This is a genomic window from Plantibacter sp. ME-Dv--P-122b, from assembly GCF_030209375.1.
GTDB lineage: Bacteria > Actinomycetota > Actinomycetes > Actinomycetales > Microbacteriaceae > Plantibacter.
This window is the reverse complement of the sequence record NZ_JARVSC010000001.1, coordinates 619,891-644,491: the sequence shown is the minus strand read 5'-3', so window position 1 is coordinate 644,491 and position 24,601 is coordinate 619,891. Positions and strand designations below refer to the sequence as shown.

20 protein-coding genes are annotated in these 24,601 nt (G+C 68.5%); 9 read left to right on the top strand and 11 right to left on the bottom strand.

Features of this window, described 5'->3' with window-relative positions; translation table 11 throughout:
- The first annotated feature begins 3 nt into the window (after positions 1 to 3).
- Positions 4 to 804 carry an oxygenase MpaB family protein gene (locus QRN19_RS03065; RefSeq protein WP_285025174.1) on the top strand — a complete coding sequence of 267 codons (801 nt, stop codon included), beginning with the start codon at positions 4 to 6 and terminating at the stop codon, positions 802 to 804.
- Positions 805 to 909: 105 nt separating this feature from the next.
- Positions 910 to 2,484: a hypothetical protein gene (locus QRN19_RS03060; RefSeq protein ID WP_285025173.1), complete on the top strand. Its 1,575-nt coding sequence runs from the start codon at positions 910 to 912 to the stop codon at positions 2,482 to 2,484.
- On the opposite strand, the gene QRN19_RS03055 is transcribed toward QRN19_RS03060, so the two are convergent.
- The 3 genes from QRN19_RS03055 to QRN19_RS03045 all read right to left on the bottom strand — a co-directional run bounded on the left by QRN19_RS03055 (position 2,411) and on the right by QRN19_RS03045 (position 7,041).
- Positions 2,411 to 3,409 carry an SseB family protein gene (locus QRN19_RS03055; protein ID WP_285025172.1) on the bottom strand — a complete coding sequence of 333 codons (999 nt, stop codon included), beginning with the start codon at positions 3,407 to 3,409 and terminating at the stop codon, positions 2,411 to 2,413. The genes QRN19_RS03060 and QRN19_RS03055 overlap by 74 nt on opposite strands.
- A 73-nt stretch (positions 3,410 to 3,482) precedes the next feature.
- Positions 3,483 to 5,951, bottom strand: a complete 2,469-nt coding sequence (locus QRN19_RS03050) for an ATP-dependent helicase (protein ID WP_285025171.1) — start codon at positions 5,949 to 5,951, stop codon at positions 3,483 to 3,485.
- Positions 5,952 to 5,964: 13 nt separating this feature from the next.
- On the bottom strand, positions 5,965 to 7,041 hold the full coding sequence (locus QRN19_RS03045) for a glycerophosphodiester phosphodiesterase family protein (protein ID WP_502928023.1): 1,077 nt from the start codon (positions 7,039 to 7,041) through the stop codon (positions 5,965 to 5,967).
- A gap of 194 nt (positions 7,042 to 7,235) precedes the next feature.
- Here QRN19_RS03045 and QRN19_RS03040 point away from each other — a divergent pair, with 194 nt between their 5' ends.
- A complete protein-coding gene (locus tag QRN19_RS03040; protein ID WP_285025169.1) occupies positions 7,236 to 8,093 on the top strand; it encodes a Bax inhibitor-1/YccA family protein in 858 nt (285 codons plus the stop codon).
- 226 nt (positions 8,094 to 8,319) lie between these two features.
- Here QRN19_RS03040 and guaA read toward each other — a convergent pair whose 3' ends face one another.
- From guaA to QRN19_RS03005, 7 genes are all read right to left on the bottom strand, one after another.
- On the bottom strand, positions 8,320 to 9,924 hold the full coding sequence (guaA, locus tag QRN19_RS03035) for a glutamine-hydrolyzing GMP synthase (RefSeq protein WP_285025168.1): 1,605 nt from the start codon (positions 9,922 to 9,924) through the stop codon (positions 8,320 to 8,322).
- A complete protein-coding gene (locus QRN19_RS03030; protein WP_056778703.1) occupies positions 9,921 to 10,364 on the bottom strand; it encodes a DUF3817 domain-containing protein in 444 nt (147 codons plus the stop codon). The genes guaA and QRN19_RS03030 overlap by 4 nt, the downstream gene beginning before the upstream one ends.
- 37 nt (positions 10,365 to 10,401) lie before the next feature.
- On the bottom strand, positions 10,402 to 11,178 hold the full coding sequence (locus QRN19_RS03025) for an SURF1 family protein (RefSeq protein ID WP_285025167.1): 777 nt from the start codon (positions 11,176 to 11,178) through the stop codon (positions 10,402 to 10,404).
- A gap of 64 nt (positions 11,179 to 11,242) precedes the next feature.
- Positions 11,243 to 12,625, bottom strand: coding sequence for a cation:proton antiporter (locus QRN19_RS03020; protein WP_285025166.1), 1,383 nt, complete (start codon positions 12,623 to 12,625; stop codon positions 11,243 to 11,245).
- 2 nt (positions 12,626 to 12,627) lie between these two features.
- Positions 12,628 to 13,155, bottom strand: coding sequence for a cation:proton antiporter regulatory subunit (locus QRN19_RS03015; protein WP_056008027.1), 528 nt, complete (start codon positions 13,153 to 13,155; stop codon positions 12,628 to 12,630).
- 109 nt (positions 13,156 to 13,264) lie between these two features.
- Positions 13,265 to 14,998, bottom strand: a complete 1,734-nt coding sequence (locus tag QRN19_RS03010) for a glycerol-3-phosphate dehydrogenase/oxidase (protein WP_285025164.1) — start codon at positions 14,996 to 14,998, stop codon at positions 13,265 to 13,267.
- A gap of 140 nt (positions 14,999 to 15,138) precedes the next feature.
- A complete protein-coding gene (locus QRN19_RS03005; RefSeq protein ID WP_285025264.1) occupies positions 15,139 to 16,257 on the bottom strand; it encodes a GuaB3 family IMP dehydrogenase-related protein in 1,119 nt (372 codons plus the stop codon).
- 140 nt (positions 16,258 to 16,397) lie between these two features.
- Between QRN19_RS03005 and QRN19_RS03000 the strand changes: the two genes are divergently transcribed.
- Positions 16,398 to 16,943, top strand: a complete 546-nt coding sequence (locus QRN19_RS03000; protein ID WP_139205332.1) for a hypothetical protein — start codon at positions 16,398 to 16,400, stop codon at positions 16,941 to 16,943.
- Between the two features lie 279 nt (positions 16,944 to 17,222).
- On the opposite strand, the gene guaB is transcribed toward QRN19_RS03000, so the two are convergent.
- On the bottom strand, positions 17,223 to 18,725 hold the full coding sequence (guaB, locus tag QRN19_RS02995) for an IMP dehydrogenase (protein ID WP_079705279.1): 1,503 nt from the start codon (positions 18,723 to 18,725) through the stop codon (positions 17,223 to 17,225).
- A gap of 315 nt (positions 18,726 to 19,040) precedes the next feature.
- Between guaB and QRN19_RS02990 the strand changes: the two genes are divergently transcribed.
- From QRN19_RS02990 to QRN19_RS02970, 5 genes are all read left to right on the top strand, one after another.
- On the top strand, positions 19,041 to 20,258 hold the full coding sequence (locus QRN19_RS02990; protein WP_064296746.1) for a branched-chain amino acid ABC transporter permease: 1,218 nt from the start codon (positions 19,041 to 19,043) through the stop codon (positions 20,256 to 20,258).
- 10 nt (positions 20,259 to 20,268) lie between these two features.
- Positions 20,269 to 21,249: a branched-chain amino acid ABC transporter permease gene (locus QRN19_RS02985; protein WP_079705278.1), complete on the top strand. Its 981-nt coding sequence runs from the start codon at positions 20,269 to 20,271 to the stop codon at positions 21,247 to 21,249.
- A complete protein-coding gene (locus QRN19_RS02980) occupies positions 21,239 to 22,210 on the top strand; it encodes an ABC transporter ATP-binding protein (RefSeq protein WP_285025163.1) in 972 nt (323 codons plus the stop codon). Before QRN19_RS02985 ends, QRN19_RS02980 begins: the two co-directional genes overlap by 11 nt.
- The gene (locus QRN19_RS02975) at positions 22,207 to 22,983 is read left to right on the top strand and encodes an ABC transporter ATP-binding protein (RefSeq protein ID WP_285025162.1); all 777 of its coding nucleotides are present in this window, start codon (positions 22,207 to 22,209) and stop codon (positions 22,981 to 22,983) included. Before QRN19_RS02980 ends, QRN19_RS02975 begins: the two co-directional genes overlap by 4 nt.
- A 478-nt stretch (positions 22,984 to 23,461) precedes the next feature.
- Positions 23,462 to 24,406 carry a PDDEXK family nuclease gene (locus QRN19_RS02970; RefSeq protein WP_285025160.1) on the top strand — a complete coding sequence of 315 codons (945 nt, stop codon included), beginning with the start codon at positions 23,462 to 23,464 and terminating at the stop codon, positions 24,404 to 24,406.
- Positions 24,407 to 24,601: the final 195 nt, after the last annotated feature.

Below are 24,601 nucleotides of genomic sequence, written 5' to 3'. Positions count from 1 at the left end.
TCCATGACCGGCATGGCGGACCTCGCGCGCGAGGGCATCCTCGTCGCCGGCGCCGGGCGGGCCATCCTGCTGCAGATCGCGGACCCCTCGGTCGCCGCCGGGGTGGCTCGGCACAGCGACTTCGGTTCCCGTCCGCTCGACCGACTGCACGCCACCCTCACCTTCGTCTACGCGCTCGCCCTCGGCACGCCGGACGAGCAACGCAGCGCGGCCCGACGGGTGAACCACGCCCACGCGCCGGTCCGTGCCCAGCCGGGCGAGGCCGCTCCCGGGTACTCGGCGTTCGACCACGACGCGCAACTCTGGGTCGCGGCGACGCTGTACGACACCGCCGTCCAGGTCTACGAGCTCGTGTTCGGCGCGCTCGACGAGGAGTCGCGGGAGCGCCTGCACCGTGAGTACGCGATCGTGGGGACGAGCCTGCAACTCCCGCCCGACCGTTGGCCTCCGACCCGGGCCGCGTTCGACGAGTACTTCGCAGCCCGGGTCGCGGGACTCCACGTCACCGCGGAGGCGCGTGCGGTCTCGGTCGAGCTCATGACCGCGCGCGCGGCGCCCTTCCTCGTCCGGTGCCTGCTCCCGCTCGTCCGGCTCGTGACGGCGGGACTGCTGCCCGACGGCTTGCGGAGCGCCTACGGGTTCCGCTGGACACTGCGGCAGCAGCGTCGCTTCGCGCGGCGGGTCGCCGTCGCGCGGGCCGCCTGGCCGCGTCTTCCACAGCGACTCCGTGCGGCACCCTCCGCCTGGTACCTCCGGGCGATGCGGGAGCGGGATCGCACGGAGGCGGCGGGCCACCGCGGCTGACGACGTTCCAGCACCGTCCTCCACAGCCCGCTGGCGGAGCCGTACCGTCCACATTCGGATCCCCGCCCAACTGACCGAGGTGCCGCGGTTCGCACGATGGGGGGCATGACAACACACCACCTCCCCCAGACCGGCCGCCTCCTCGGCGGCAGACCACGGATCCTCAGGCTCCTGGCAGCCGTCCCGATCCTGTTGACGCTCGTCCTCGGCATCGTCCTCGGCGGCGCCACCGCGTCCTCCGCGCTGACCGCCACGGGCGCCGCCTACGGCCACCGCGACGCCTCGAACGGCCGCTGGCTCGGCTCATGGGCCTTCGACGACGGGACGGTCGGGTTCTGCATCAACCTCGACCTCCCGATCCCGCCCGGACACGCCTACGAGCACGTCGACGGCTCATCGCTCGGGTGGTTCACCCCGGAGGACGCCGCCCGTCTGGCCTACCTCTCGCGGCACTGGGGCGCCAGCCAGGACGCCGACGAGGCGGCTGCTGGCCAGCTCGCCACCTGGATGATCACGGGCCTGAACGGGTGGACGCCGGCGCAGATCGCCGCCCGGGCAGGAGCGAGCGCCGACCGGGTGCTCTCCCTGGCGCAGCAGATGCTCGCCGAGGCCGACGGGCCCGGTGGCGCGAGTCGCGGAGCCAGCGCCACCATGTCCATCGAACGCGGCGAGGACGGATTCGACCTCGTCCGTACGGAGCTCGCCGTCGACTTCATCTCCTCCGGTGTCACCACCCTGCCACCGGGCACCCACACCGGGACGGTCACCCTCGACGGCGCGACCTTCGAGGACGGCACGTCCGAGCGGGCCGTCGGGAACGGCGAGAGCCTGCGGATCCTCCCGAGCACCGATGCCGCCGTCGTGGCGTTCTCGGCGAACGCCACCTTCGGAGAGCTGCCCTACGGGGCGGGCCTCACGATCGCTCGAAGCGCCGCCAACGTGCAGAGCGTCCTCATCGCCCGCCCCATCACCGTCGCCGCCGGAGCGAGCGCCGACCGCGAACGCCCCACACCACTCCCCTTCCAGCCCGTCGTCGTCACCACCACTTCGCACGCGACGGCGACACCGGGAACCGAGATCACCGACCGGCTGTCCGTCGGGATCGCGACCGACACCGGCCTCGCAGCGGAGTGGGGCCTCATCGGTCCGGAGGGTGGACCGTACACGCCGATCCCGGTGACCGTCCGCAGCCAGCTGCTCGGTCCGTTCGCGGAGCGTCCGGTCGAGGCACCGGAGGTCCCGCTCGGAGCACCGGTGGTCTGCGAGGTCGAGACGCTCGTGGATGCAGGCCCCGGCGAGTACACCACGCCGTCGTGCGTCCTTCCCGAGGACGGCTACTACGTCTGGGTCGAGCGCATCGAGCCGAGCGACACCCCGCCGGAGAACGGCGGCACGATGATCCGCCCCTGGCGGTCCGCCTTCGGCGTCGCCTCGGAGATCACATTCGCCTCGACGCCGACCGTGCCTGAAGCGCGCCTCGCCGAGACCGGCGCCGACGACCGCTCCCTGCTCCTGGCCGGCGCTGCGGCGATCGGAGCGCTCGCGCTGGGCGGCATCCTGCTCGCTCTCCGTCGTCGGATCACTCCGAGTGGAGCGGGAGCTGCGCTCAGCGCACGTCGAGGAGGGGTGCGAGCTGGGCGCGGTCGACGTCCAGCCACGGCGCCGCAGGGTTCACGATGATCCCGGTGATGCCTTCGTCGCTGCGGAGCGCGGCCGCGAGTTCCGCGGCGGTGACAGGATATGCGTCGTCGCCGCGGCCGAGCGCCGCGATCTCGATGGGCGAGGTGAAGACCTCGAGCAGGCGGCGGTCGCCGAGGCGGGTCTCCGCGATGCCCACGGTCTTGCGGTTGCCCTCGTCGTCCAGTTCGGCTCGTCCCGCCACGAACCCGCCGTGTGCGGCGAGTGCGGCGACCAGCCGCTGGAGGGCGTCGGCGTCGCGCGGCTGGGCGAGCGCCTGCTTCGCGAGATCGTTGTTCCGGCCGTCGCCGAAGAGCCGGGCGATGAGCGTCTTCGGGACGACGGCACTCGCCTTCCCGTCGGCGGGGTTCAGCACGATGCCGGCGTACCCTTCACCGGCCGCCTGACGCAGCGCCCACACCGCGTCCACCGCGACCCCGGAGACGGGCCCCTCGGCAGTCCGCGTCTTCTCGAGCTCTCGAGGCGAGGTGAAGGCGAGGAGGTAGACGGCGCCCTCCGGGTCGCGGTGGACGCCGAGCGGGACGCGTCCCGCGGCTTTGTCCTCCTCCGAGACACCGTCGAGGCTCGTGGACAGCAGGAGCTTGCCCTGGATGCTCTGGCGCAGGACGTGCAGCATCGCGCGCTCGTCGCCTCCTTCAGCCAGGGCGGTGAGCGCCTGGGCGAGGTCGACGTTGGTGTCGGGCTCCCCGGCCGCGGGTGCCGGAGCGGCCGCCGGAGCAGCCGACACCGACACGGGGGCTTCCGGTGTCCGTGCCGCGGAACTGACCGTCGTGACCGAGATGGGCACGTGTGGAACCGATTCGGCGACCGCGGGGGTCGTGTCCTCCTCGGTTTCCGGGGCGGAGGTCGCTGCCTCCGCCGCTGCGGATCGGGCATCGGACGCGTTGCGCTTGGAGAACAGAGCCATGATGCCTCAGCCTAGAGGCTTCGCCAGGACTGGGGAACCTGATCCCGCCGGGGACGGCCGACGGGACAGCTGTTCACTCGACCTTCTCGATCGGGGCGATCTTGATCAGCAGCTTCTTGGCTCCCGCCGACTCGAACTGCACGTGGGCGATGCGTTTCGCGCCCTCGCCGGTGACGGCGTTCACCCGCCCCACACCGAAGTCCGTGTGGGAGATGCGGTCGCCGGGCGCGAGCTCGAGGTCGCCGTTGTCGCGGACCTTCGCCGTGATGCGGTTGGCCCAGGCCGTCTCCGGCTTGCTCGAACCGCCGGAGAACCGGGTGTCGCCCGCGGAGGCGCCCTCGGGGAGCGAGCGGACCGACCAGCGGTCGCTCGAGGGGGCACGGCGGGCGTTCAGGGCGCGCGACTGCGTTCCACCACGACCGTTGACGTTGCCGGGCGACTGACGCCACTCGATCAGCTCCGCCGGGATCTCCTGCAGGTAGCGGCTGGGCATGGCGACGGCCGTCTCGCCGTACTGGGCGCGCGTCATCGCCAGCGAGAGGTACAGGCGCTTGCGGGCGCGGGTGATGCCGACGTAGAACAGGCGTCGCTCCTCGGCCGGGCCGCCCGGCTCGTTCGCCGACATCCGGTGCGGGAGGAGGTCCTCCTCGATGCCCGTCAGGAAGACCGCGTCGTACTCGAGGCCCTTCGCCGTGTGCAGGGTCATGAGCGACACGCTGCCCGTCGCGTCGTCGAGGTCGTCGGCCGCGGCGACGAGCGAGACCTCGGTCAGGAAGTCGACGATGCCGCCGTCGGGGTTGTTCTTGGCGAACTCCTTGGTGACGGCGATGAGCTCGTCGACGTTCTCGGCTCGGGCCTCATCCTGCGGGTCGCGACTGTTGCGCAGCGAGTCGAGGTAGCCGCTCTTCGTCATGAGGAGCGACAGGACGTCGCCGACCGCCGTCGCGGACGCCGTCGGGCGGTCGGCTGCTGCGGCGTCGTCGAGCGCGGCCTGCGCCTCGTCGAGGAGCGCCGACAGCTGCAGGATCGCGCTCGTGACCTTCGGTCCGAGCCCGAGGGCGTCGGCGCGCCGCATCGCCTCGCGGAAGGTGACGCCGTTGTTCTCGGCGAAGCTCGCGAGCGCCGTCTCCGTCGCCGGTCCGATGCCACGCTTGGGCGTGTTCAGGATGCGCCGCAGCGCCATGATGTCGGCCGGGTTCGCGACCGACACGAGGTAGGCGAGGGCGTCCTTGATCTCGGCGCGTTCGTAGAACTTGGTGCCGCCCATGATCCGGTACGGCAGGGCCGCACGGATGAAGATCTCCTCGAGCGCGCGGGTCTGGGCGTTCGTGCGGTAGAACACCGCGATGTCGCTGTAGGCCGTGCCGTCGTTCCGGAGCTTCTCGATCTCGTCGGCGATGAACTGCGCCTCATCGTGGCCGGAGTATCCCGTGAAGCCGACGATCTTCTCCCCGTCGCCGACGGCCGTCCAGAGCTTCTTGTCCTTGCGGTCGAAGTTGTTTGAGATGACCGCGTTCGCCGCCGAGAGGATGTTCTGCGTGGAGCGGTAGTTCTGCTCGAGCAGCACCACCTTGGCGCCCGGGAAGTCGCGCTCGAACTCGGTGATGTTCCGGATGTCGGCCCCGCGGAAGGCGTAGATCGACTGGTCCGAGTCGCCGACGACGGTGAGCGAGGCACCCTCGGTGCGGGTGATGGCCGACTGATCCGTGCCGGCCTCGGGCGCACGCGTGAGCTCCCGGATGAGCGAGTACTGGGCGTGGTTGGTGTCCTGGTACTCGTCGACGAGGATGTGGCGGAACCGCTGCCGGTACTGCGCGGCGACGTGCGGGAACGCCCGGAACAGGAACACCGTCTGGCTGATGAGGTCGTCGAAGTCGAAGGCGTTCGCATCGGCGAGCGCGCGCGTGTACTTCCGGAAGACCTGCAGGAACACGAGCTCCTGCGGGTCGTTCGTGTTGATCGTGCGGGAGTACGACTCGACGTCCGACAGCTCGTTCTTGAGCTTCGAGATCTTCGCGGAGGTGTTCGACGGAGTGAAGCCGTAGGCGTCGGCCTCGAGCTCCTTGATGATGCGCTTCAACAGGGCACGTTGGTCGCCGCTGTCGTAGATCGTGAAGTTCTTGGTGAAGCCGAAGTGCTCGGCCTCGCGACGGAGGATGCGGACGCAGGCGGAGTGGAAGGTGGAGATCCACATGCCCTGCGCGGCCTGCCCGACGAGCGCCTGCACCCGCTCGCGCATCTCGGCGGCGGCCTTGTTGGTGAAGGTGATCGCGAGGATCTGGCTCGGCCAGGCCTCCCGCTGCTCGAGCAGCAGCGCGACGCGGCGGGTGAGCACGCTCGTCTTGCCGGACCCGGCTCCGGCGACGATGAGCAGGGCCTGGCCCCGGTACTCCACCGCGATCCGTTGCTGCGGGTTGAGCCCCTCCAGCAGCCGACTCCCGCCGACACGCTCGTCGGAGGACGACTCGGGGACGGTTGCCGTGGGCCAGCCGACGATCACCGGTTGCACGGCGTCGGCGTTCGAAGAAGGAGAGCTCGCCATATCGCCTGCAAGTCTAGGCGCTGCCTCCGACATCGCTCGGACGGACTCCGGCGTCGTCATGATCGGAGCGGTCGCCGGCCGCCGACCGGGCGGCGACCCCGAGGTCGGCTTGGTCGACGAAGAACCCGTCGACCCCCGAGGACAGCACCAGGACGAACTCCTCGAGCCATCGGCCGACCGCCGCCGGATCGCTCCCGTCCCGGAACGGGGGCGCGAGGAACCGGTTCTCGGGGCGGAGGGTCCAGGTGTAGACGCGCAGGCCCGCCGCGTGGGCGCGCTCCACGAGGTCCGTCGGCCGGGCGCCGTCATCGCCCAGGTCGATGAGCATCGCCTTGTCCACGCTGATGGCGTCGACCTCGAGGGCGAGCGCCGCGAGTCCGGCGTCGGTCACCGCATCGGCGTAGGACGGGGCCGCATCACCCAGCCGGGCGACGAGGTCGCTCGGCCTGCCGGATCGCTCGATGAGGTACACGAACTCCGCCTGCACCCGACGGGACTGCAACGCCATGAGGACCGACTGCTCGAACGACTCGATGATGAGCGGCTCGGCATCGGGATCGGTGCCGAAGCCCAGCGCGGCGAGCTCCTCGGCCAGGAGCCGATCGAGCGGGAGGCCGATGGACGCGAAGTGGTCGGCGTGTTTCACCTCGGCCACGATGCCAACGGGCCGTCGGTGCACCTCGGCCGCGTTGCGCACGATCGCGACGAGGTCGGCGAACCGCAGGATGCCCTCGGTGCCGTCGAATCCCGCACTCACCGTCCGTACCTCGGGGATCCGCTCACGTGCGGTCAGGGTCGACAGCTCGGCCCAGGTGAAGTCCTCGGTGAACCACCCGGTCAGCTCGTGGCCGTCGACGCGCTTCGTCGTCCGCCGGTCGGCGAACTCCGCTCGGGCGGCGACGTCGGTCGTCCCGGAGATCTCGTTCTCATGTCGGACCACGAGGACGCCGTCCTTCGATGCGACGAGATCGGGCTCGACGGCGTCCGCGCCGAGCGCGACGGCCAAACGATAGGAGGACTCGGTGTGTTCCGGGCGGTAGCCGGGAGCCCCGCGGTGTCCGATGACGAGGGGGTTGGGCAGGGAGTCGATGCGCACGCCATCAGCCTAGGACGGCGCTCCGGCGTGCACGCAGGGTGCCTGCTGTCAGCCCACCGCGAACATCGGCGTCGCTTCGGGGTTTTCCACGCGCGACCCGGCTGATTCATAGGGAACTCGGATACTCTGGGTGTCAGCAGCGCCGCTTGGCGCGATACAGCCTCCACGACTGAGAGTAGGAATCAGCCATGGCCCTCGACAATCCCGCGTTCTCGAAGAACCCGGCATTCGCGAAGCAGGGAGGCGGGACGCTGCAGGCAGCTCAAGCAGCGAACCCCTCGCTGACCGCCGAACAGCTCCGCAAGATGTACGAGCAGCCCACCGCACCGGCGGGCGTCGGCACCGCCGACCGCATGACGATCGAGAACACGCTCGTCAAGACGCTCGGCTCGTTCGCCGTCCTCGTCGTGTTCGCCGTCGTGTCCTGGATGTGGACGACCTCCCTCCTGCAGGCAGGTAGCGGCTACGCCCTCCCCATGATCATCGGCATGATCGGTGGCCTCGGCCTCGGTCTCGTCAACTCCTTCAAGAAGGAGCCGGTCCCGGCGCTGATCCTCGGGTACGCCGTCTTCCAGGGACTCTTCGTCGGCGGCATCTCGCGCGTCTTCGAGGCGAACCCGGCCTGGTCCGGCGTCGTCGTCCAGGCGGTCCTCGCGACCCTCGCCGTCGTCGGCGTGACCCTCGCCCTCTTCGCGAGCGGCAAGGTCCGCGCCTCGAAGAAACTCACGAAGGTCTTCCTCGTCGCCATCATCGGCTACGGCGTCTTCCAGCTCCTGAACCTCGTGCTCATGTTCACGGGCGTGCTGAACAACCCGTTCGGCCTGTACGGCGCGACGATCTTCGGCATCCCGCTCGGGGTCGTCATCGGCATCTTCGCGGTGCTGATGGGTGCGTACTCGCTGGTGCTCGACTTCGACTTCATCCAGCGTGGCGTGCAGAACCGCGCACCCGCCAAGTACGGCTGGACCGGCGCCTTCGGCATCATGGTCACGGTCATCTGGATCTACGTCGAGATCCTGCGTCTGCTGGCCATCTCCCGCAACTAGGAGCGCACGCACTGCAAGGCCCGTCCCGTCCGCGGGGCGGGCCTTCGTCGTTCGAGGGCCGGCCGGTCGAGGCGCCACCCTTCGACAGGCTCAGGGACCGAACCCCTCGCACCGGGCACAATCCCCGGTCCCTGAGCCACCCACCCCGGTCCCTGAGCCTGTCGAAGGGCACGGACGACGGAAGGCCGCCCCGAACGGGACGGCCTTCCGATGACTCAGGGAGCGATCACTCCCACTCGATGGTCCCCGGTGGCTTCGACGTGACGTCGAGCACGACGCGGTTGACGTCCTTCACCTCGTTGGTGATGCGGTTGCTGATGCGCGCGAGGACGTCGTACGGCAGGCGGGTCCAGTCGGCCGTCATGGCGTCTTCAGACGACACCGGTCGCAGCACGATCGGGTGCCCGTAGGTGCGGCCGTCGCCCTGCACGCCGACGGAACGGACGTCTGCCAGCAGGACCACGGGGCACTGCCAGATCTCCTGGTCGAGCCCGGCCGCGGTCAGTTCCTCGCGGACGATCGCGTCGGCGTCGCGGAGCAGGTCGAGACGCTCGGCCGTGACCTCACCGACGATGCGGATACCGAGTCCGGGACCGGGGAACGGCTGACGGCCGACGATCTCCTCCGGGAGGCCCAGCTCGCGGCCGATCGCCCGGACCTCGTCCTTGAACAAAGTGCGCAGGGGCTCGACGAGTTCGAACTGGAGGTCTTCCGGCAGGCCGCCGACGTTGTGGTGGCTCTTGATGTTGGCCGTACCGGATCCGCCGCCGGACTCGACGACGTCGGGGTACAGCGTGCCCTGGACGAGGAAGCGGATGGGCTCACCCTCGCTCCGGGCCTCCTTCACGAGGTCGATCTCGGCCTGTTCGAAGGACCGGATGAACTCGCGGCCGATGATCTTGCGCTTCTGCTCCGGGTCGCTGACGCCGGCGAGCGCCGACAGGAACTGCTCGCGGGCGTCGACCGTGACCAGTCGGACACCGGTCGAGGCGACGAAGTCCTCTTCGACCTGGCGTCGCTCGTCCTTCCGGAGCAGGCCGTGGTCGACGAAGATGCAGACGAGCTGGTCACCGACGGCCTTGTGCACGAGCGCAGCGGCGACGGCGGAGTCCACGCCGCCGGAGAGCCCGCAGATGACCTTGGCGTCGCCCACCTGGGCGCGGATGCGGTCGACCTGTTCGGCGATGACGTTGCCGCTGTTCCAGTCGGCCGGGATGCCTGCCGCGCGGTGGAGGAAGTTCTCGAGGACCTGCTGGCCGTACGCGGAGTGCTTGACCTCGGGGTGCCACTGGACGCCGTACAAGCCGCGTTCCGCGTTCGCGAATGCGGCGACGGGAGTCGAGGCGGTCGAGGCGAGGACCTCGAAGCCCGCGGGGGCCTTGGAGACGGAGTCGCCGTGGCTCATCCAGACGTTCTGCTCGGTCGGGACGCCGTGCAGGAGGGTGCCAGGGACGTCGACGACGCTGGTCGCGTCGGTGGCGCCGTACTCCCGGAGACCGGTGTGCGCGACCTCTCCGCCGAGCTGCTTGGCCATGACCTGGAAGCCGTAGCAGATGCCGAACGTCGGGACGCCGAGCTCGAGGATGCCCTCGTCGAGCGACGGAGCGCCCGGCTCGTACACGCTGGACGGGCCGCCGGACAGGACGATCCCGACGGGGTTCTTGGCGGCGACCTCGGCGGCGGAGACGGTGTGCGGCACGATCTCGGAGTACACGCCGGCCTCGCGGACGCGACGCGCGATCAGCTGCGCGTACTGCGCACCGAAGTCGACGACGAGGACCGGTCGGGCGGCGGTCTGCTCCGCTGCGGCGGCGGGGGTGGTTTCACTCACTGCATGGACTCCACGGGTTCGGCGGCCGCTGCTGCTTCGCGGCCGGAGAGGTAGCCCTTCACTTCCCGCGGGATGCGGCTCTCGAAGAAGAAGGACAGGAACGGGATGATGCCGCCGAGCGCGAGCCAGAGCAGACGCAGGACGTTCCACCGCATGAGGCTCCAGAGCCGGAACGCGGCGAACAGGTACACGACGTAGAACCAGCCGTGGATGATGAGGATGCCCGTGCTCAGGTTGACCGCGGTGGCGGTGCCGGAGGGCACGAAGGCGAGGAAGCCGTACGCACCGCCGAGCTCGAGCTCGAGGCCGAACGCGTACTTCATGAGCATCTCGGCGCAGAGCGACAGGAGCAGCACACCGGTGATGGGGGCGGCCACCTGGTAGAACTTCAGCGCGCCTCGGATTGCGGGAAACGTCGACGGTTTCGGCTGGAGGGGCATGCGCCCATCTTACCCGCGGCCGCCAGGCGACCGGACATCACGGACGGAGCGCTGCCGCCTGCTCCTCGGCATCCTCGAGCTCCTCGATCTCGCGCTCCCAGGCGTCCTTGGCGAGCCGGAACCAGAGGAACACGGCGAAGCACGCGAAGACGACCCACTCGGCCGCGTAGAAGATGTTCAACCAGTTGAGTTGGATCTCCTGGCTGGGGGCGGGCGAGGAGATGGGCTCGAGTCCGTCGACGGCGACGTCGTCCACGACGAACGCGCTGAACACCCGGAGGCCGTCGGCGTCGTTCCAGCGGTTCAGCAGTGCGGCGACCGACATGTTGTCGAGGTCGGTCGGTGCGGCGTCCGCTGCCGGCTCCTCCGGGCCCTCCGGCGGGTTCAGTCGCCCTTCGAGCTCGACGGCACCGGTGGGGGCGTCCGCGTTCAACGCCTCCGCGACGCGGTCGGCGACCTCGCGATCCTTCGTCCACCCGAGCGCGACGGCGAGACCGGCGTGGTCGGGGCGGTCGGTCGCCAGGTGGCCCGTCACCCAGTACCCCAGCGTGCCGTCGTTCACCCGGTCGCCCACCACGAGGTAGTCCTCCGGCACCCAGGTGCCCGAGACGCTCACCCGCTGGCCGGCGTCCGCTTCCCGGATGCCGACACCCGGCTCGAGGACGTCCGCGAGCGGCCGGACCGACTCGGTCTCGGTCGGCACCACCTGCCCGGATTCGATGGCGCGTGCGAGCTGCCACTGCCCGAGCGCGGCGAACGCGCCCGCGACGGCGAGACAGAGGACGAGGACGCCGATCCACCGGGGACGGAGCATGACGGAGCGGAGCGTCGGGCGCGCCTGTCCGTGGTTGTCGGGGTCTGGTGCCGACGGGGCGGTGCTAGTAATCGGGCTCTCGCTTTCGTGCTGGTGGTTCCTGGTCGTTCATCGCTTGCTCGACGAGCCGGTCGATGGCCGCCTGATCGGTGTCGACGCGCGGCTGGTCCTGGTCGTCGCCCACGCCCTCGCCCTCGACGAGCGCGATGGCCTCCTCCGCCGTCGTGTCGACCTGCTCCGCCCGGCGCGCCTTCCGGCGTCGCGGACGGAGGATGACGGCGCCGATCTGCTCGGACCGGCCGGCGACGATCGGGCCCATCACGGCCATGATGAGCACGTAGAGTCCGGCGAACGGTTGGATGAGCGGATTGAGACCCGCGCTCAGCGAGAGCGTCGCCAGGATGAGGGCGAACTCGCCGCGGTTCTGCAGGATGACCGCGGCGTTGATCCCCGCCTGCGGACCGAGTCCGTTGAGCCAGGCGACGAACTGACCGGCCAGGACGTTGAGGACCACCGTCATGAGGACGGCGAGGAGGACCGGGACGAGGACGCTGCCGAACTTCGTGGCGTCGAGCGCGAGGCCGAAGTTCAGGAAGAAGAACGCACCGAACACGTCGCGGAGCGGGATCGCGATCTGCTCGATCTTGTTGCGGAACCGGGTGGCACCGAGGACCAGGCCGATGAGGAACGCGCCGATCGCGTCGGTGACTCCGAGGAGCTCGCCGATGCCACCGAAGGCGACCGCGAGGCCGAAGAACAGGATCGTGAAGAGCTCGTCGTCCTTGGTGCGGAACAGTCGCGACACGAACCGTCCGCCGAACCGCGCGATCGCGAACATCACGAGGATGAACGTGAAGGCGATCGCGAGCTTGCCGATGACCGGCCACACCTCGGTCTCGCCGCTCAGGACGACACCGACGATGGCGAGGTAGATCGCGATGAAGATGTCCTCCACCACGGTGACGCCCAGGATCATCGGCGTCTCGTCGTTCGTCAGCCGTTTGAGCTCGATGAGGAGCTTCGTGACGATCGCGCTCGAGCTCGTCGCCGTGATGCCGGCGATGATGAGCGCCTCCCGCGTGCCCCACCCGACCAGGAACCCGAACACCAGCCCGGCGGCCATGTTGACGAGGATGTAGGAGCCACCGGAGACGATCAGCTTCCCGGCGTTGCCGAAGAACTCGTCCTGATCGAACTCCAGGCCGAGGTTGAACAGCAGGAGCACGAGGCCGAAGACGGCGATGAGTTCGATCTGCGCGCTGGCGAAGTCGAGCGGGAACCAGCCCGTGTACGGACTCGCGAGCAAGCCGACGAGCATGTAGACGGGGATCGACGGGAGGCCGATCAGCTTGCCGAGGCGGCCGAGGATGTAGGCGATGACGAACAGGACGCCGAGGATGAGCAGATCCTGGCCGAGGTGGGGGTTGTCGGTCGCGGCGTGCAGCATGCCTACCCTCCGGGCGGAGCGTCGACGGCGACCTTCTTGACGGCGCCCGAACGGAAGTAGGCGAAGGCCTTGGCGACCTTCTCGGGGCTGCCCGCGACGACGAGGGTGTCTCCCGGGAAGACCCGGAAGTCCGCCGCGGGTGCCGGGTTGGCGGAGTCGCCGCGCACGACGGCGACGACGGTCAGCCCGACCATGCCCTTCTCGGCGGGGTTGCCGAGCGGCTGTCCGGCGATGTGGTCTTCGTAATCGACGGTGAACCAGTCGATGCTGAGGCCGGGGATCTGGTCGAGCGCGCTGAGGGACTCGGTGATCTGCGTGCCACCGAGGAGTTCGGCCAGCGTGTGCGCCTCGTCCTCGTTGAGCCGGAGCGACACCTTGCCGGCGTCGGCACCGTCCTCATGGTCGGCGAAGGTGATGAGGTCGCTGTGGCCGGACCGGTGGGCGATGACGCCGACCTTGCCGCCGTCGTCCGTGACGAAGGTGTGGAGCACACCGACCCCGGGAAGTTTGACCCGCCGAACATCCACCATGGCTGTACTCCTCAGGCTTGTTGTGGCAGTCCTCCTAGTCTATCCGCCACACCTGGCCCGCCCGCCCGAGGCGCCCGCAGCCGTTCCGCTGCGGGCGATCACCGCTGGTTCAGGCCCCTGGGACGATGTCCGGTGCCTCCAGGCGCACGCGGTCGGCTGCCTCGTCGTTCGGCTGCTCCTGCGAGGCCCGCTCCGCGGCGACGCGCTTCAGGTAGTAGGAGACCTCCTTCTCAATGCGCTCCTCGTCCCAGCCGAGGACCCCACCCATGAGCTTCGCGGCGACCGGAGCCGCCGAGACACCGCGGTCCCAGGCCTCGATGGAGATCCGCGTCCGACGGGCGAGGACGTCGTCGAGGTGGAGGGCACCCTCGTGGGAGGCCGCGTAGACGACCTCCGCCCCGATGTAGTCGTCCGCTCCCGGCAGCGCTTCGGCGAGCGTCGGGTCCTCCTTGATGAGGTCGAGCAGTTCGTCCGTCAGCACCCCGTAGCGGTTCAGCAGGTGCTCGATGCGAGCCGTGTGCACCCCGAAGGCCCGCGCGATCTTGCCCCGCTTGTTCCAGGCCGCCTGGTACCCCTCGGCTCCGAGCAGCGCGATGTTCTCCGTCGCGCTGGCCGGGATCTTGCCGTCGAGTGCGTCCACCGCGGCGTCGATCGCGTCCTTCGCCATGACCCGGTAGGTCGTCCACTTGCCGCCCGCGATGACCACGAGACCGGGCACCGAGTGGGCGACGAGGTGCTCGCGCGAGAGCTTCGACGTCTGCTCCGATTCGCCGGCCAGCAGCGGACGGAGGCCGGCGTAGACGCCCTCGACGTCCTCTCGGGTGAGCGGCACGGCGAGGATCGTGTTGACGTGGTCGAGCAGGTAGTCGATGTCGGCTGCCGTCGCCGCCGGGTGCGCCTTGTCAAGGTGCCAGTCAGTGTCCGTCGTGCCGATCAGCCAGTGCCGGCCCCATGGGATGACGAACAGGACGCTCTTCTCCGTGCGCAGCAGGAGGCCCATGTTCGATTGGAAGCGGTCGCGCGGGACGACGAGGTGGATGCCCTTCGACGCACGGACTTTGAACTGGCCCCGCTCCCCCACCATCGACTGCGTGTCGTCGGTCCACACCCCGGTCGCGTTGACGACCTGCTTGGCGCGGATCTCGAAGCGTTCGTCGGTCTGCAGGTCGTGCGCCTTGACCCCGACGACGCGCTGACCGACCTTGATGAACCCCTCGACCCGGACGCGGCTCGCGACGTGCGCGCCGTAGGCCGACGCCGTCCGCGCGAGCGACGAGACGTACCGGGCGTCGTCGACCTGGGCGTCGTAGTAGGTGAGTCCGCCGACGAACGCGTCGGACTTGAGGCTCGGGATCGAGGTCAGCACCTGACGCTTGGACAGGTGCCGGTGGTGCGGGACACCGGGCGGACGGCCACCGCTCCAGCTGAAGAGGTCGTAGAGCAGCATGCCGGCGCCGATGTAGAGACGCTCGAAGACCGGCTTGTTGAGCGGGTACAGGAACCGGACCGGCTTCACGAGGTGCGGTGCGATGCGCTGCAGCAGCAACCCGCGCTCGATGAGCGCCTCTCGGACGAGTCGGAAGTCGAGTTGTTCGAGGTAGCGGATACCGCCGTGCACGAGCTTCGAGGACCGGCTCGAGGTGCCGCTCGCCCAGTCACGCGCCTCGAGCAGACCGGTGCTCAGACCGCGCGTGACGGCGTCGAGCGCGGCACCGGTGCCCACGATGCCACCACCGACCACGAGGATGTCGAGCTCTTTCGACTTCAACGCTTCGATCGCGGCGTCGCGCTCCTCCATCCCCAGCTTGGTGGAACGTGACACGTTGTTGTGGGTGGTGGCCATCGTCGATCTCCGCTCGCAGGAACCGCCCTCGCGATGATCCTGCCGGAGGCAGGTGCTCGTCCACGAGGCTCTGCCTCAGAGGCTAGTCGGCGCGATGCGACCCGACAACCGCTTGCGGAAGCGGCTCGCTTCCGGCAGGGCTAGGCGCCCTGGTACGGCGCGACGACGACCTCGACCCGCTGGAACTCCTTGAGATCGGAGTAGCCGGTGGTGGCCATCGAGCGACGGAGCGCGCCGATGAGGTTGGCCGTTCCATCCGACTTCGGCGACGGGCCGTAGAGGATCTCCTCGAGGGTCGCGACGGTGCCGACCTCGACACGGCGACCACGCGGCAGCTGCAGGTGGTGCGCCTCGGCACCCCAGTGCCAGCCGCCGCCGGGCGCGTCCGTGGCACGGGCCAATGCGGTCCCGAGCATGACGGCGTCGGCACCCATCGCGACGGCCTTGACGATGTCGCCCGAGGTCCCGAGGCCGCCGTCGGCGATGACGTGCACATAACGGCCGCCGGACTCGTCGAGGTAGTCACGACGTGCGCCGGCGACGTCGGCCACGGCGGTCGCCATCGGGGCGTGGATACCGAGCGAGGCACGCGTGGTGGAAGCGGCGCCGCCACCGAAACCGACGAGCACACCGGCTGCGCCCGTCCGCATGAGGTGCAGGGCTGCGGTGTAGGTGGCCGCGCCTCCGACGATCACGGGGACGTCGAGTTCGTAGATGAACTTCTTGAGGTTGAGCGGCTCCTGGTTCTTGGAGACGTGCTCGGCGGACACGGTGGTGCCGCGGATGACGAAGAGGTCGACTCCTGCGGCGACGACGGTCTCGTAGAGCTCCTGGGTGCGCTGCGGCGAGAGGGCGGCGGCGACGGTGACACCGGCCGCGCGGATCTCGGCGAGCCGTGCCGTGACGAGTTCGGGCTTGATGGGCTCCGAGTAGATCTCCTGCATGCGCGCGGTCGCGCGGCCGACCGGCAACGACCGGATCTCGGCGAGCAACGGCTCAGGGTCTTCGTACCGCGTCCAGAGGCCCTCGAGGTCGAGGACGCCGACGCCGCCGAGCTGGCCCATCATGATCGCGGTCGTCGGCGAGACGACGGAGTCCATCGGTGCTGCGAGCACCGGGATCTCGAACTGGTAGGCGTCGATCGACCAGGACACCGAGACGTCCTGTGGGTCGCGGGTCCGCCGCGACGGGACGACGGCGATGTCGTCGAACGCGTAGGCGCGCCGTGCGCGCTTTGACCGGCCGATCTCAATATCCATGCTCACCGCACCAGCCTACCGGTCGCCTGGTGGACGAACACCGGATCCCGTCAAAACTCTGGACGTTTGATTCAGAAATATCTATATTAACGACCAGGTTCGCACCGCGGCGTGCCAGTCAGAGACGGGGATACCAAGTCATGCTCACCACTTCAAGGGCCTTCAGTCTCGGAACAATCCTGGCGGTCGTCATCGCTCTCGCTGCGCCGGCAACAGCCAACGCTGCTCCTCCACCTGTTACCGCGACGCCCCTGAGCACAGCAGCTCAGCCCGAGATCACTCCCGAACAGCTTCGACTGGCCGTCGAGGAGTTGAAGGCAGCACAAGTCCCGTTCACCACACAGCAGGTAGGTGAGGACACGATCGAGACATTCGTATTCGAGAACGGGTTCAGCTTCTCGGTGGGACAAGGCCCTTCCGACACGCGTCTCGGCGGAGGGCAGGACTCCGGTGGAATCTATGTCCTGTTCAATGCCTTCGACCAAGGCCTCATCATCGGTGGAGGCGCGATGGCCCTGCAAGGAGCGTTGTGCCTCCTCCCAGGGGTCGGCGCCGCGCTGTGCGTCGTCTTCGGAGCCATCCTCTTGGTCGCATCCACCGCTCTCGCGACGAACGGCATCTGCCAAGGAGGACGAGAGATGAAGATCTACATCGGCGGCAACCAAGGCCGCTGCGTCTACGTATGAGCCCTGAGACGCGCAACGTTCCTCCTAAGCGACCTCTCCGCGTCCGCCAATCAGTCCTCGCCAGCACCATTGTCGGGATCGTCATCTGTGGCACGACGGCGGTCCGTTTGGGATTCGGCCTCGATGGCTACCTGCTATATGCCCTGTGGATCGGAGGCTTCGCCCTGGTCATGTGGGTGACGCTAACCGCTCTGAACAAACGTCGGATGCGCTGACCACACCTACGCCGACGGTCCGGCAGGCGGAAGCCTGCCGGACCGTCGGCGTTCGTGCGGGTGCTTACTTGCGGTAGTTGGGCGCCTCGACGACGATCTGCACGTCGTGCGGGTGCGACTCCTTGAGGCCCGCCGAGGTGATGCGGACGAACTTGCCCTTGGCCTTCAGCTCGCCGATGTTGCGCGCGCCGACGTAGAACATCGACTGACGCAGCCCGCCGATGAGCTGGTACGCGACGGCGGAAACCGGGCCGCGGTAGGGCACCTGACCCTCGATGCCCTCGGGGATCAGCTTGTCGTCGCTCGGGACGTCGGCCTGGAAGTAGCGGTCCTTCGAGTACGAGGTCTTCTCGCCACGCGTCTGCATGGCTCCGAGCGATCCCATGCCGCGGTAGTTCTTGAACTGCTTGCCACCCACGAAGACGAGGTCGCCGGGGCTCTCGTCGGTGCCGGCGAGGAGCGAGCCGAGCATGACGGTGTCCGCACCCGCGACCAGCGCCTTGGCGATGTCGCCGGAGTACTGCAGACCGCCGTCGGCGATGACCGGGACGTTCGCCTCGCGCGCCGCGAGCGACGCCTCGTAGACCGCGGTCACCTGCGGGACACCGACACCCGCGACGACGCGCGTGGTGCAGATGGAGCCCGGACCGACGCCGACCTTGATCGCGTCCGCGCCGGCCTCGATGAGCGCCTGGGCACCGGAGCGGGTCGCGACGTTGCCACCGATGACGTCGACACCGGCGAACGCCGGGTCGGCCTTGAGCTTGCGGATGATGTCGAGCACACCGGCGCTCTCACCGTTGGCTGTGTCGACCACGATGACGTCGACGCCGGCGTCGAGCAGCTGGCCCGCACGGGACCAGGCGTCGCCGAAGAAGCCGATGGCCGCACCGACCCGCAGACGACCGGTGTCGTCTTTCGTGGCCAGCGGGTACTTCTCGCTCTTGTCGAAGTCCTTGACGGTGATGAGGCCCTTGAGCTTGCCCGCCTCGTCGACGAGGGGCAGCTTCTCGATGCGGTGCTGCGCGAGGAGCGCCATCACCGCGTTGCGGTCGGTGCCGACTGGGGCGGTCACGAGACCGGTGCTCGTCATGACCTCGCTGACGCGGGTCGTGGCCTTCTCGAACGGCGACACGAAGCGCATGTCGCGGTTCGTGATGATGCCGACGAGCACACCCTTGTCGTCGACGACCGGGAGGCCCGAGATGCGGAACTGGCCACACAGCTCGTCGACCTCGGCGACGGTGGCGTCGGCCGTGGTGGTGATCGGGTTCGTGATCATGCCCGATTCGCTCCGCTTCACGCGGTCGACCTGTTCGGCCTGGTCGGAGATCGACAGGTTGCGGTGCAGGATGCCGATGCCGCCCTCGCGAGCCATCGCGATCGCCATGCGGGCCTCGGTCACGGTGTCCATCGCGCTCGACAGCAGCGGCGTGTTCACGGTGATCCGCTTCGTCAGGCGGGACGAGGTCTCCGCCTCGCTCGGGATGACGTCGGTGTGCCCGGGCAGCAGCAGCACATCGTCATACGTGAGTCCTACGAATCCGAACGGATCAGGCTGGTCCATTTATCCCTCTCATAGCCACGAACACACCGGAGAAACGCAGACCTGCCGGTATCACCATCGTAACCGAGCAGGGCCTACCCCTATTCCACGATCCCGACAAATCGATGCGGAGAAATACGCACGGGCGAAACATGTAGGCAATAATCAGGTTCTATCGTCGAACAGCGTTGTCCGACGCAGGAGAACGGTCCACGGAAGTGGCCCGGCACTGGAGGTGCAGTGAAGTTCGCTGGAACGACCCGAAACCCGAGACTGGCACGGAGATTCGTGCTCCTCATCGCCCTGTTGTTCGGGGCCATCACCCTCACGTCCGTCATGAGCGCCGTCCCGGCTCATGCTGACGAGGTGGGCGAGGAGTACGACTTCTACTTCGCCGGGAACGTCAAGTACGACGACAAACCACTCGAAGGCGTGAACATCACGGTCGACGGCAACGGCTACAAGGCCGATGTCGACACCGACGCCGACGGCAAGTGGAAGATCGGCGTCCCCGAGAAAGGTACGTACAAGGTAACGCTCGACGAGGAGACCCTCCCGAAGGGCGTCATCGTCGCCGAGGGCGGCTCGACCATCGAGGCCGAGTTCGGCCTCACCCAATCGAAGTCAGTGAACTTCTTCCTCGGCGAGGGCGTCCGCGTCACCGTCAGCTTCTGGGATCAACTCGCAGAACGACTCGTCAACGGCCTGAACTTCGGGCTCATGCTGGCCCTCGCGGCCATCGGAGCCTCCCTGGTGTTCGGCACCACCGGACTCAGCAACTTCGCCCACGCGGAGATGGTGACCTTCGGCGCGATCATGGCGCTCGTGTTCGGGGTGTTCCTGCAATGGCCGATCTGGCTGGCCATCATCATCGCCCTCGCGTTGAGTGCGGCGTTCGGGTTCGCGCTCGACGCCGGCATCTGGAGACCCTTGAGACGCAAGGGCGTCGGCATCGTGCAGGTGATGATCGTCTCGATCGGCCTGTCGCTGGCGCTCCGCTACGTCTTCCTCTACTTCATCGGCGGCGGCACGTTCCAGCTGCCCGGTTCGGGAGAGGAGAACATCAAGCTGTTCGGCACGGTCTCGCTCAGCGTCACCGACATGATCAGCATGGCGGTCAGCGTCGTGGTGCTCCTCGGCGTGGCCTGGTGGCTCATCAAGACGAAGACCGGCAAGGCGACGCGAGCCATCTCGGACAACCCGAGCCTCGCAGCGGCGAGCGGCATCGACGTCGACCGCGTGGTCCGCATCGTCTGGATCCTCGCAGCGACCCTCGCCGGCCTCTCCGGCATCCTGTGGGCGTACTTCCGACCGGGCATCAAGTGGGACATGGGAGCGCAGCTGCTCCTCCTCATCTTCGCGGCCATTACCCTCGGCGGGCTCGGAACCGCCTTCGGCGCCATGGTCGGCGCCCTCATCATCGGCATCCTCGTCGAGGTCTCGACGCTCTGGATCCCGTCTGACATCAAGTACGTCGGCGCCCTCGTGGTGCTCATCGCGGTGCTCCTCGTGAGACCGCAGGGCATCCTCGGACGTCGCGAGAGAATCGGTTAGGGGCACGCGCATGGACTGGGGAAGCATTCTCTCGAACACGCTCGCTTGGGTCATCAGCCCGGAGACGATCGCGTACGCGCTCGCAGCACTCGGCTTGGCCGTGCACTTCGGCTACGGCGGTCTGTTGAACTTCGGTATGGCGGGGTTCATGGCGCTCGGCGCCTACGGCTACGCCATCTCGATCCTGAGCTTCGACCTCCCGTGGTGGGCGGGCATCATCGTCGGCTGCCTGGCCTCGGTGGTCTTCGCCTTCATCCTCGGCATCCCGACCCTGCGACTGCGGGCGGACTATCTGGCCATCGTCACCATCGCGGCGGCCGAGATCGTCCGGCTCCTCTTCACCACGCAGGTCTTCGACGAGTTCACCAACTCGGCCGACGGACTCGGCAACTACCATGCAGGGTTCCGGGCCGCGAACCCGATCCCGGAGGGCATCTACGGCTTCGGCCCGTGGGAGCTCAACGCCAACCAGTGGTGGGTCCGCATCTTCGGCATCCTGCTGCTCGCCGTCGCCGCACTCCTCGTGTTCCTCCTCATGCGCAGCCCCTGGGGCCGTGTGCTGAAGGGCATCCGCGAGGACGAGGACGCCGTGCGGGCGCTCGGCAAGAACGTGTTCGCCTACAAGATGCAGGCGCTCGTCGTCGGTGGCGTGTTCGGCGCACTCGGCGGGGTGGTGCTGGCACTCCCCTCCGCGGTCGTGCCGAGCGTCTACGTCACGAGTCTCACCTTCTTCATCTGGACGATCCTCCTGCTCGGTGGAGCCGCCACGGTCTTCGGGCCGCTGCTCGGCTCGGTGATCTTCTGGGTGATCATGGCGTTCCTCTCGAACGTCCTCCCGGCGCTCGTGAAGGCGGACGTCCTGCCGTTCATGAGCTCGACGCAGGCGTCGACGCTCCGCTACGTGTTGGTCGGTGTCGCGCTCATGCTGATCGTCATCTTCAGGCCGCAAGGCATCCTCGGAAACAAGAAGGAGCTGACCTTTGTCAAGTAACAGCTCACCCACCTCGCGACCGGTCAAGACCACCGGCCTCCACGTCGGCGAGATCGTCCCGGGCGTCAAGAAGGTCGACCCGATCCTCATCGCGGACCAGGTCACCCGGACCTTCGGCGGCCTGCAGGCGGTGAACGTGGAGCACCTGGAGGTGCCCCGAAACGCGATCACCGCCCTCATCGGCCCGAACGGTGCCGGTAAGACCACGCTGTTCAACCTGCTGACCGGCTTCGACAAGCCGAACACCGGGACGTGGAACTTCGACGGCAAGAGCCTCGGGGGCGTCCCGGCGTTCAAGGTCGCCCGCATGGGTCAGGTCCGGACCTTCCAGCTGACGAAGGCGCTCGGCCTGCTCACGGTGCTCGAGAACATGAAGCTCGGCGCGACCGGCCAGACCGGAGAGGGCATCTTCTCGAGCCTCGTGAAGCCGCTCTGGCGGAAGCAGGAGGCGGACCTCGAGGTCAAGGCGATGGACCTCCTGCGCCGCTTCAAGCTCGACACGAAGCGTGACGACTACGCCGCCAGCCTGTCCGGTGGGCAGCGGAAGCTCCTCGAGATGGCGCGGGCGCTCATGAGCGATCCGAAGCTCGTCATGCTCGACGAGCCGATGGCCGGCGTCAACCCGGCGCTCACGCAGTCCCTCCTCGACCACATCCTGGCGTTGAAGGACGAGGGCATGACCGTGCTGTTCGTCGAGCACGACATGCAGATGGTCCGGCACATCGCCGACTGGGTGGTCGTCATGGCCGAGGGTCGCGTCGTCGCCGAGGGTCCGCCGGACACCGTCATGGAGGACCCCGCCGTCATCGACGCCTACCTCGGGAGCCATCAGGACGTCGACCTCGGGGTCGTGACCGGCAGGATCGCCGGAGAGGACAGCGCTGCGGCCGAGGAGCTGCTCGCCGAGATCGAGGACGAACGGCTCGCGGCTGGTGCCGAGCCCGAGGAGGAGCGGAAATGAGCGACGTGAAGGGTGCGCCGGTCGGCGGCACTGCGGTCAAGACCGCCGAGATGGTCGTGGAGGTCACCGATCTGACCGCCGGGTACCTGCCAGGCGTGAACATCCTGAACAGTGCGAACCTGACCGCCCGGAAGGGTGAGCTCATCGGCATCATCGGACCGAACGGTGCGGGGAAGTCGACGCTGTTGAAGGCGATCTTCGGACAGGTGAAGGTGCGCAGCGGACAGGTGCTGCTGAACGGCGAGGACATCACGGGGCTCCGGGCGAACAAGCTCGTGGCCCGCGGCGTCGGGTTCGTCCCGCAGACCAACAACGTGTTCCCGAGCCTCACCATCGAGGACAACCTCAAGATGGGGCTGTTCCAGAAGCCGAAGCAGTACGACGAGCGCCTCGAGTTCGTCACCGGGATCTTCAGCGAACTCGGGAAGCGGCTCAAGCAGCGCGCCGGTTCGTTGTCGGGTGGTGAGCGCCAGATGGTCGCGATGTCGCGGGCCCTGATGATGGATCCGCACGTGCTGCTCCTCGACGAGCCGTCCGCGGGATTGTCGCCGGTCCGACAGGACGACGCGTTCATCCGCGTCTCGGACATCAACAAAGCCGGCGTCACCACGATCATGGTGGAGCAGAACGCGCGTCGCTGTCTGCAGATCTGCGACCGCGGATACGTGCTCGACCAGGGTCGTGACGCCTACACCGGGACGGGCCGCGAGCTCCTCTCGGATGACAAGGTGATCGGCCTCTACCTGGGCACGCTCGGCCAGGACGAGGACTGATCAGGGCGATCCCCACTCGCGGGTCGGCGGGTACTTCGGTACCCTCGAACATGCCTGTCCCGGCCGTGGGCCGAGTGACGGGCCAGAAGCCACCGGATCCCGACCGGTGAACGAACCACAACTCCTCCCTCCCCCGAGGGGCACCGTCGTACCAAGACGGCCTCCTGAGACGGGGACGGAGGAGTTGTGCATTCCCCCCTTCCGGTGTTCGCCAGCGCGGTGCGCTGACGTGAGCGCGGCCCTGGCGCGTGAGCGCGGGTCTCCGGAGGCGCGCGCTCACGCGCTGGGGCCGCGCTCACGCCGAATCACCGCCCCCGTGGCACAGCGACCCGCGCCGAGGGGGACGACCCGCGCTGGCGTCAGCGCACCGCGCTGGGCACCATTTCACCCTCGCTCCACCGCAGGCCGGACGGGAGGAGTTCTCCACATCTCTTCCAAGACACGAGGTGCTGGCGAGGGGAACGGGCACGGTGAGTCGATGGAATCCTTCGATCTGAACCTGCTCCTCCGCCCGAACGGACTCCTGCTCGTCCGCGACGCACGTCGGGTCGGTGCCGAGCGTCTGGTGAGCGCCGCCCACCGCGACGGCGATCTGGTGCGTCTGCGGAAGGGCATCTACGTCCCTGAACCGATCTGGAGTTCCCTGTCCCCCGATGACCGCTACCGCGTCCGGATCGATGCGGCGGCCGTCGCGCTGCGGAAGGACGCAGTGTTCAGCCACTACTCGGCGGCGCGATTGTGGGGACTCCCGATCGTTGGCCCGTGGCCTCCCGAGGTGCACACGCTGACGAGCGGTGATCGCGGAGGGCGTTCGGCACCCGGCATCATCCGCCACACGACGCAGGGCTCGGTCGCCCGACGGATGCGGTACGGGCTCGCCGTCACGGACCCGGCTCGGACCGTTGTCGATCTCGCGCGGATCGCCCGCCTCGACGATGCCGTGGCCGTCGCTGACGCAGCCCTCCGGCTCAAGCTCACCGACGAGACGGCGCTCCGCTCGCTCGCCCGAGACCTGCCGGGCAGACGGGGAGGACGTCAGGTGCGCTTCGCGATCGAATTCGCGGACCCCCTCGCCGCGAACGGTGGTGAATCGAAGATGCGGGTCGTGATCGCGCAGCTCGGATTCGCCCTGCCGGTGCTCCAGCAGGCGTTCTCCGACGCGGAAGGACCGATCGGCGTGGTCGATGCGGTCTGGCCGGACGAACGCATCATCCTCGAACTCGACGGCCGCCAGAAATATGTGCGAGAGGAGTTCACGCAGGGCCGGGACGTGGCCGACATCGTCCTGGCGGAGAAGCATCGGGAGGACCGGCTGCGCGCGCTCGGGTACACCGTCGTCCGTGCCACCTGGGAGGACCTCGTCCATCCGAGCCGGCTCGCTGCGAAACTCGAACGCGCAGGGCTGCATCGCGCGTTCCGCTGACCCGGGCGCCCAACTGGTCGCTGCTGCCAGCGCGGTGCGCTGGCGTGAACACGCCGCCCCCTCCGTCAGCGCGGTGCGCTGGCAGGAACATACCGCCCCCTCCGTCAGCGCAGTGCGCCGGCAGGAGCCCATCCCTATGGTCAGCGCGGTGCGCCGGCGTGAGCGCGCCCCGTTGAGCCGCATGGGGTCGGAATC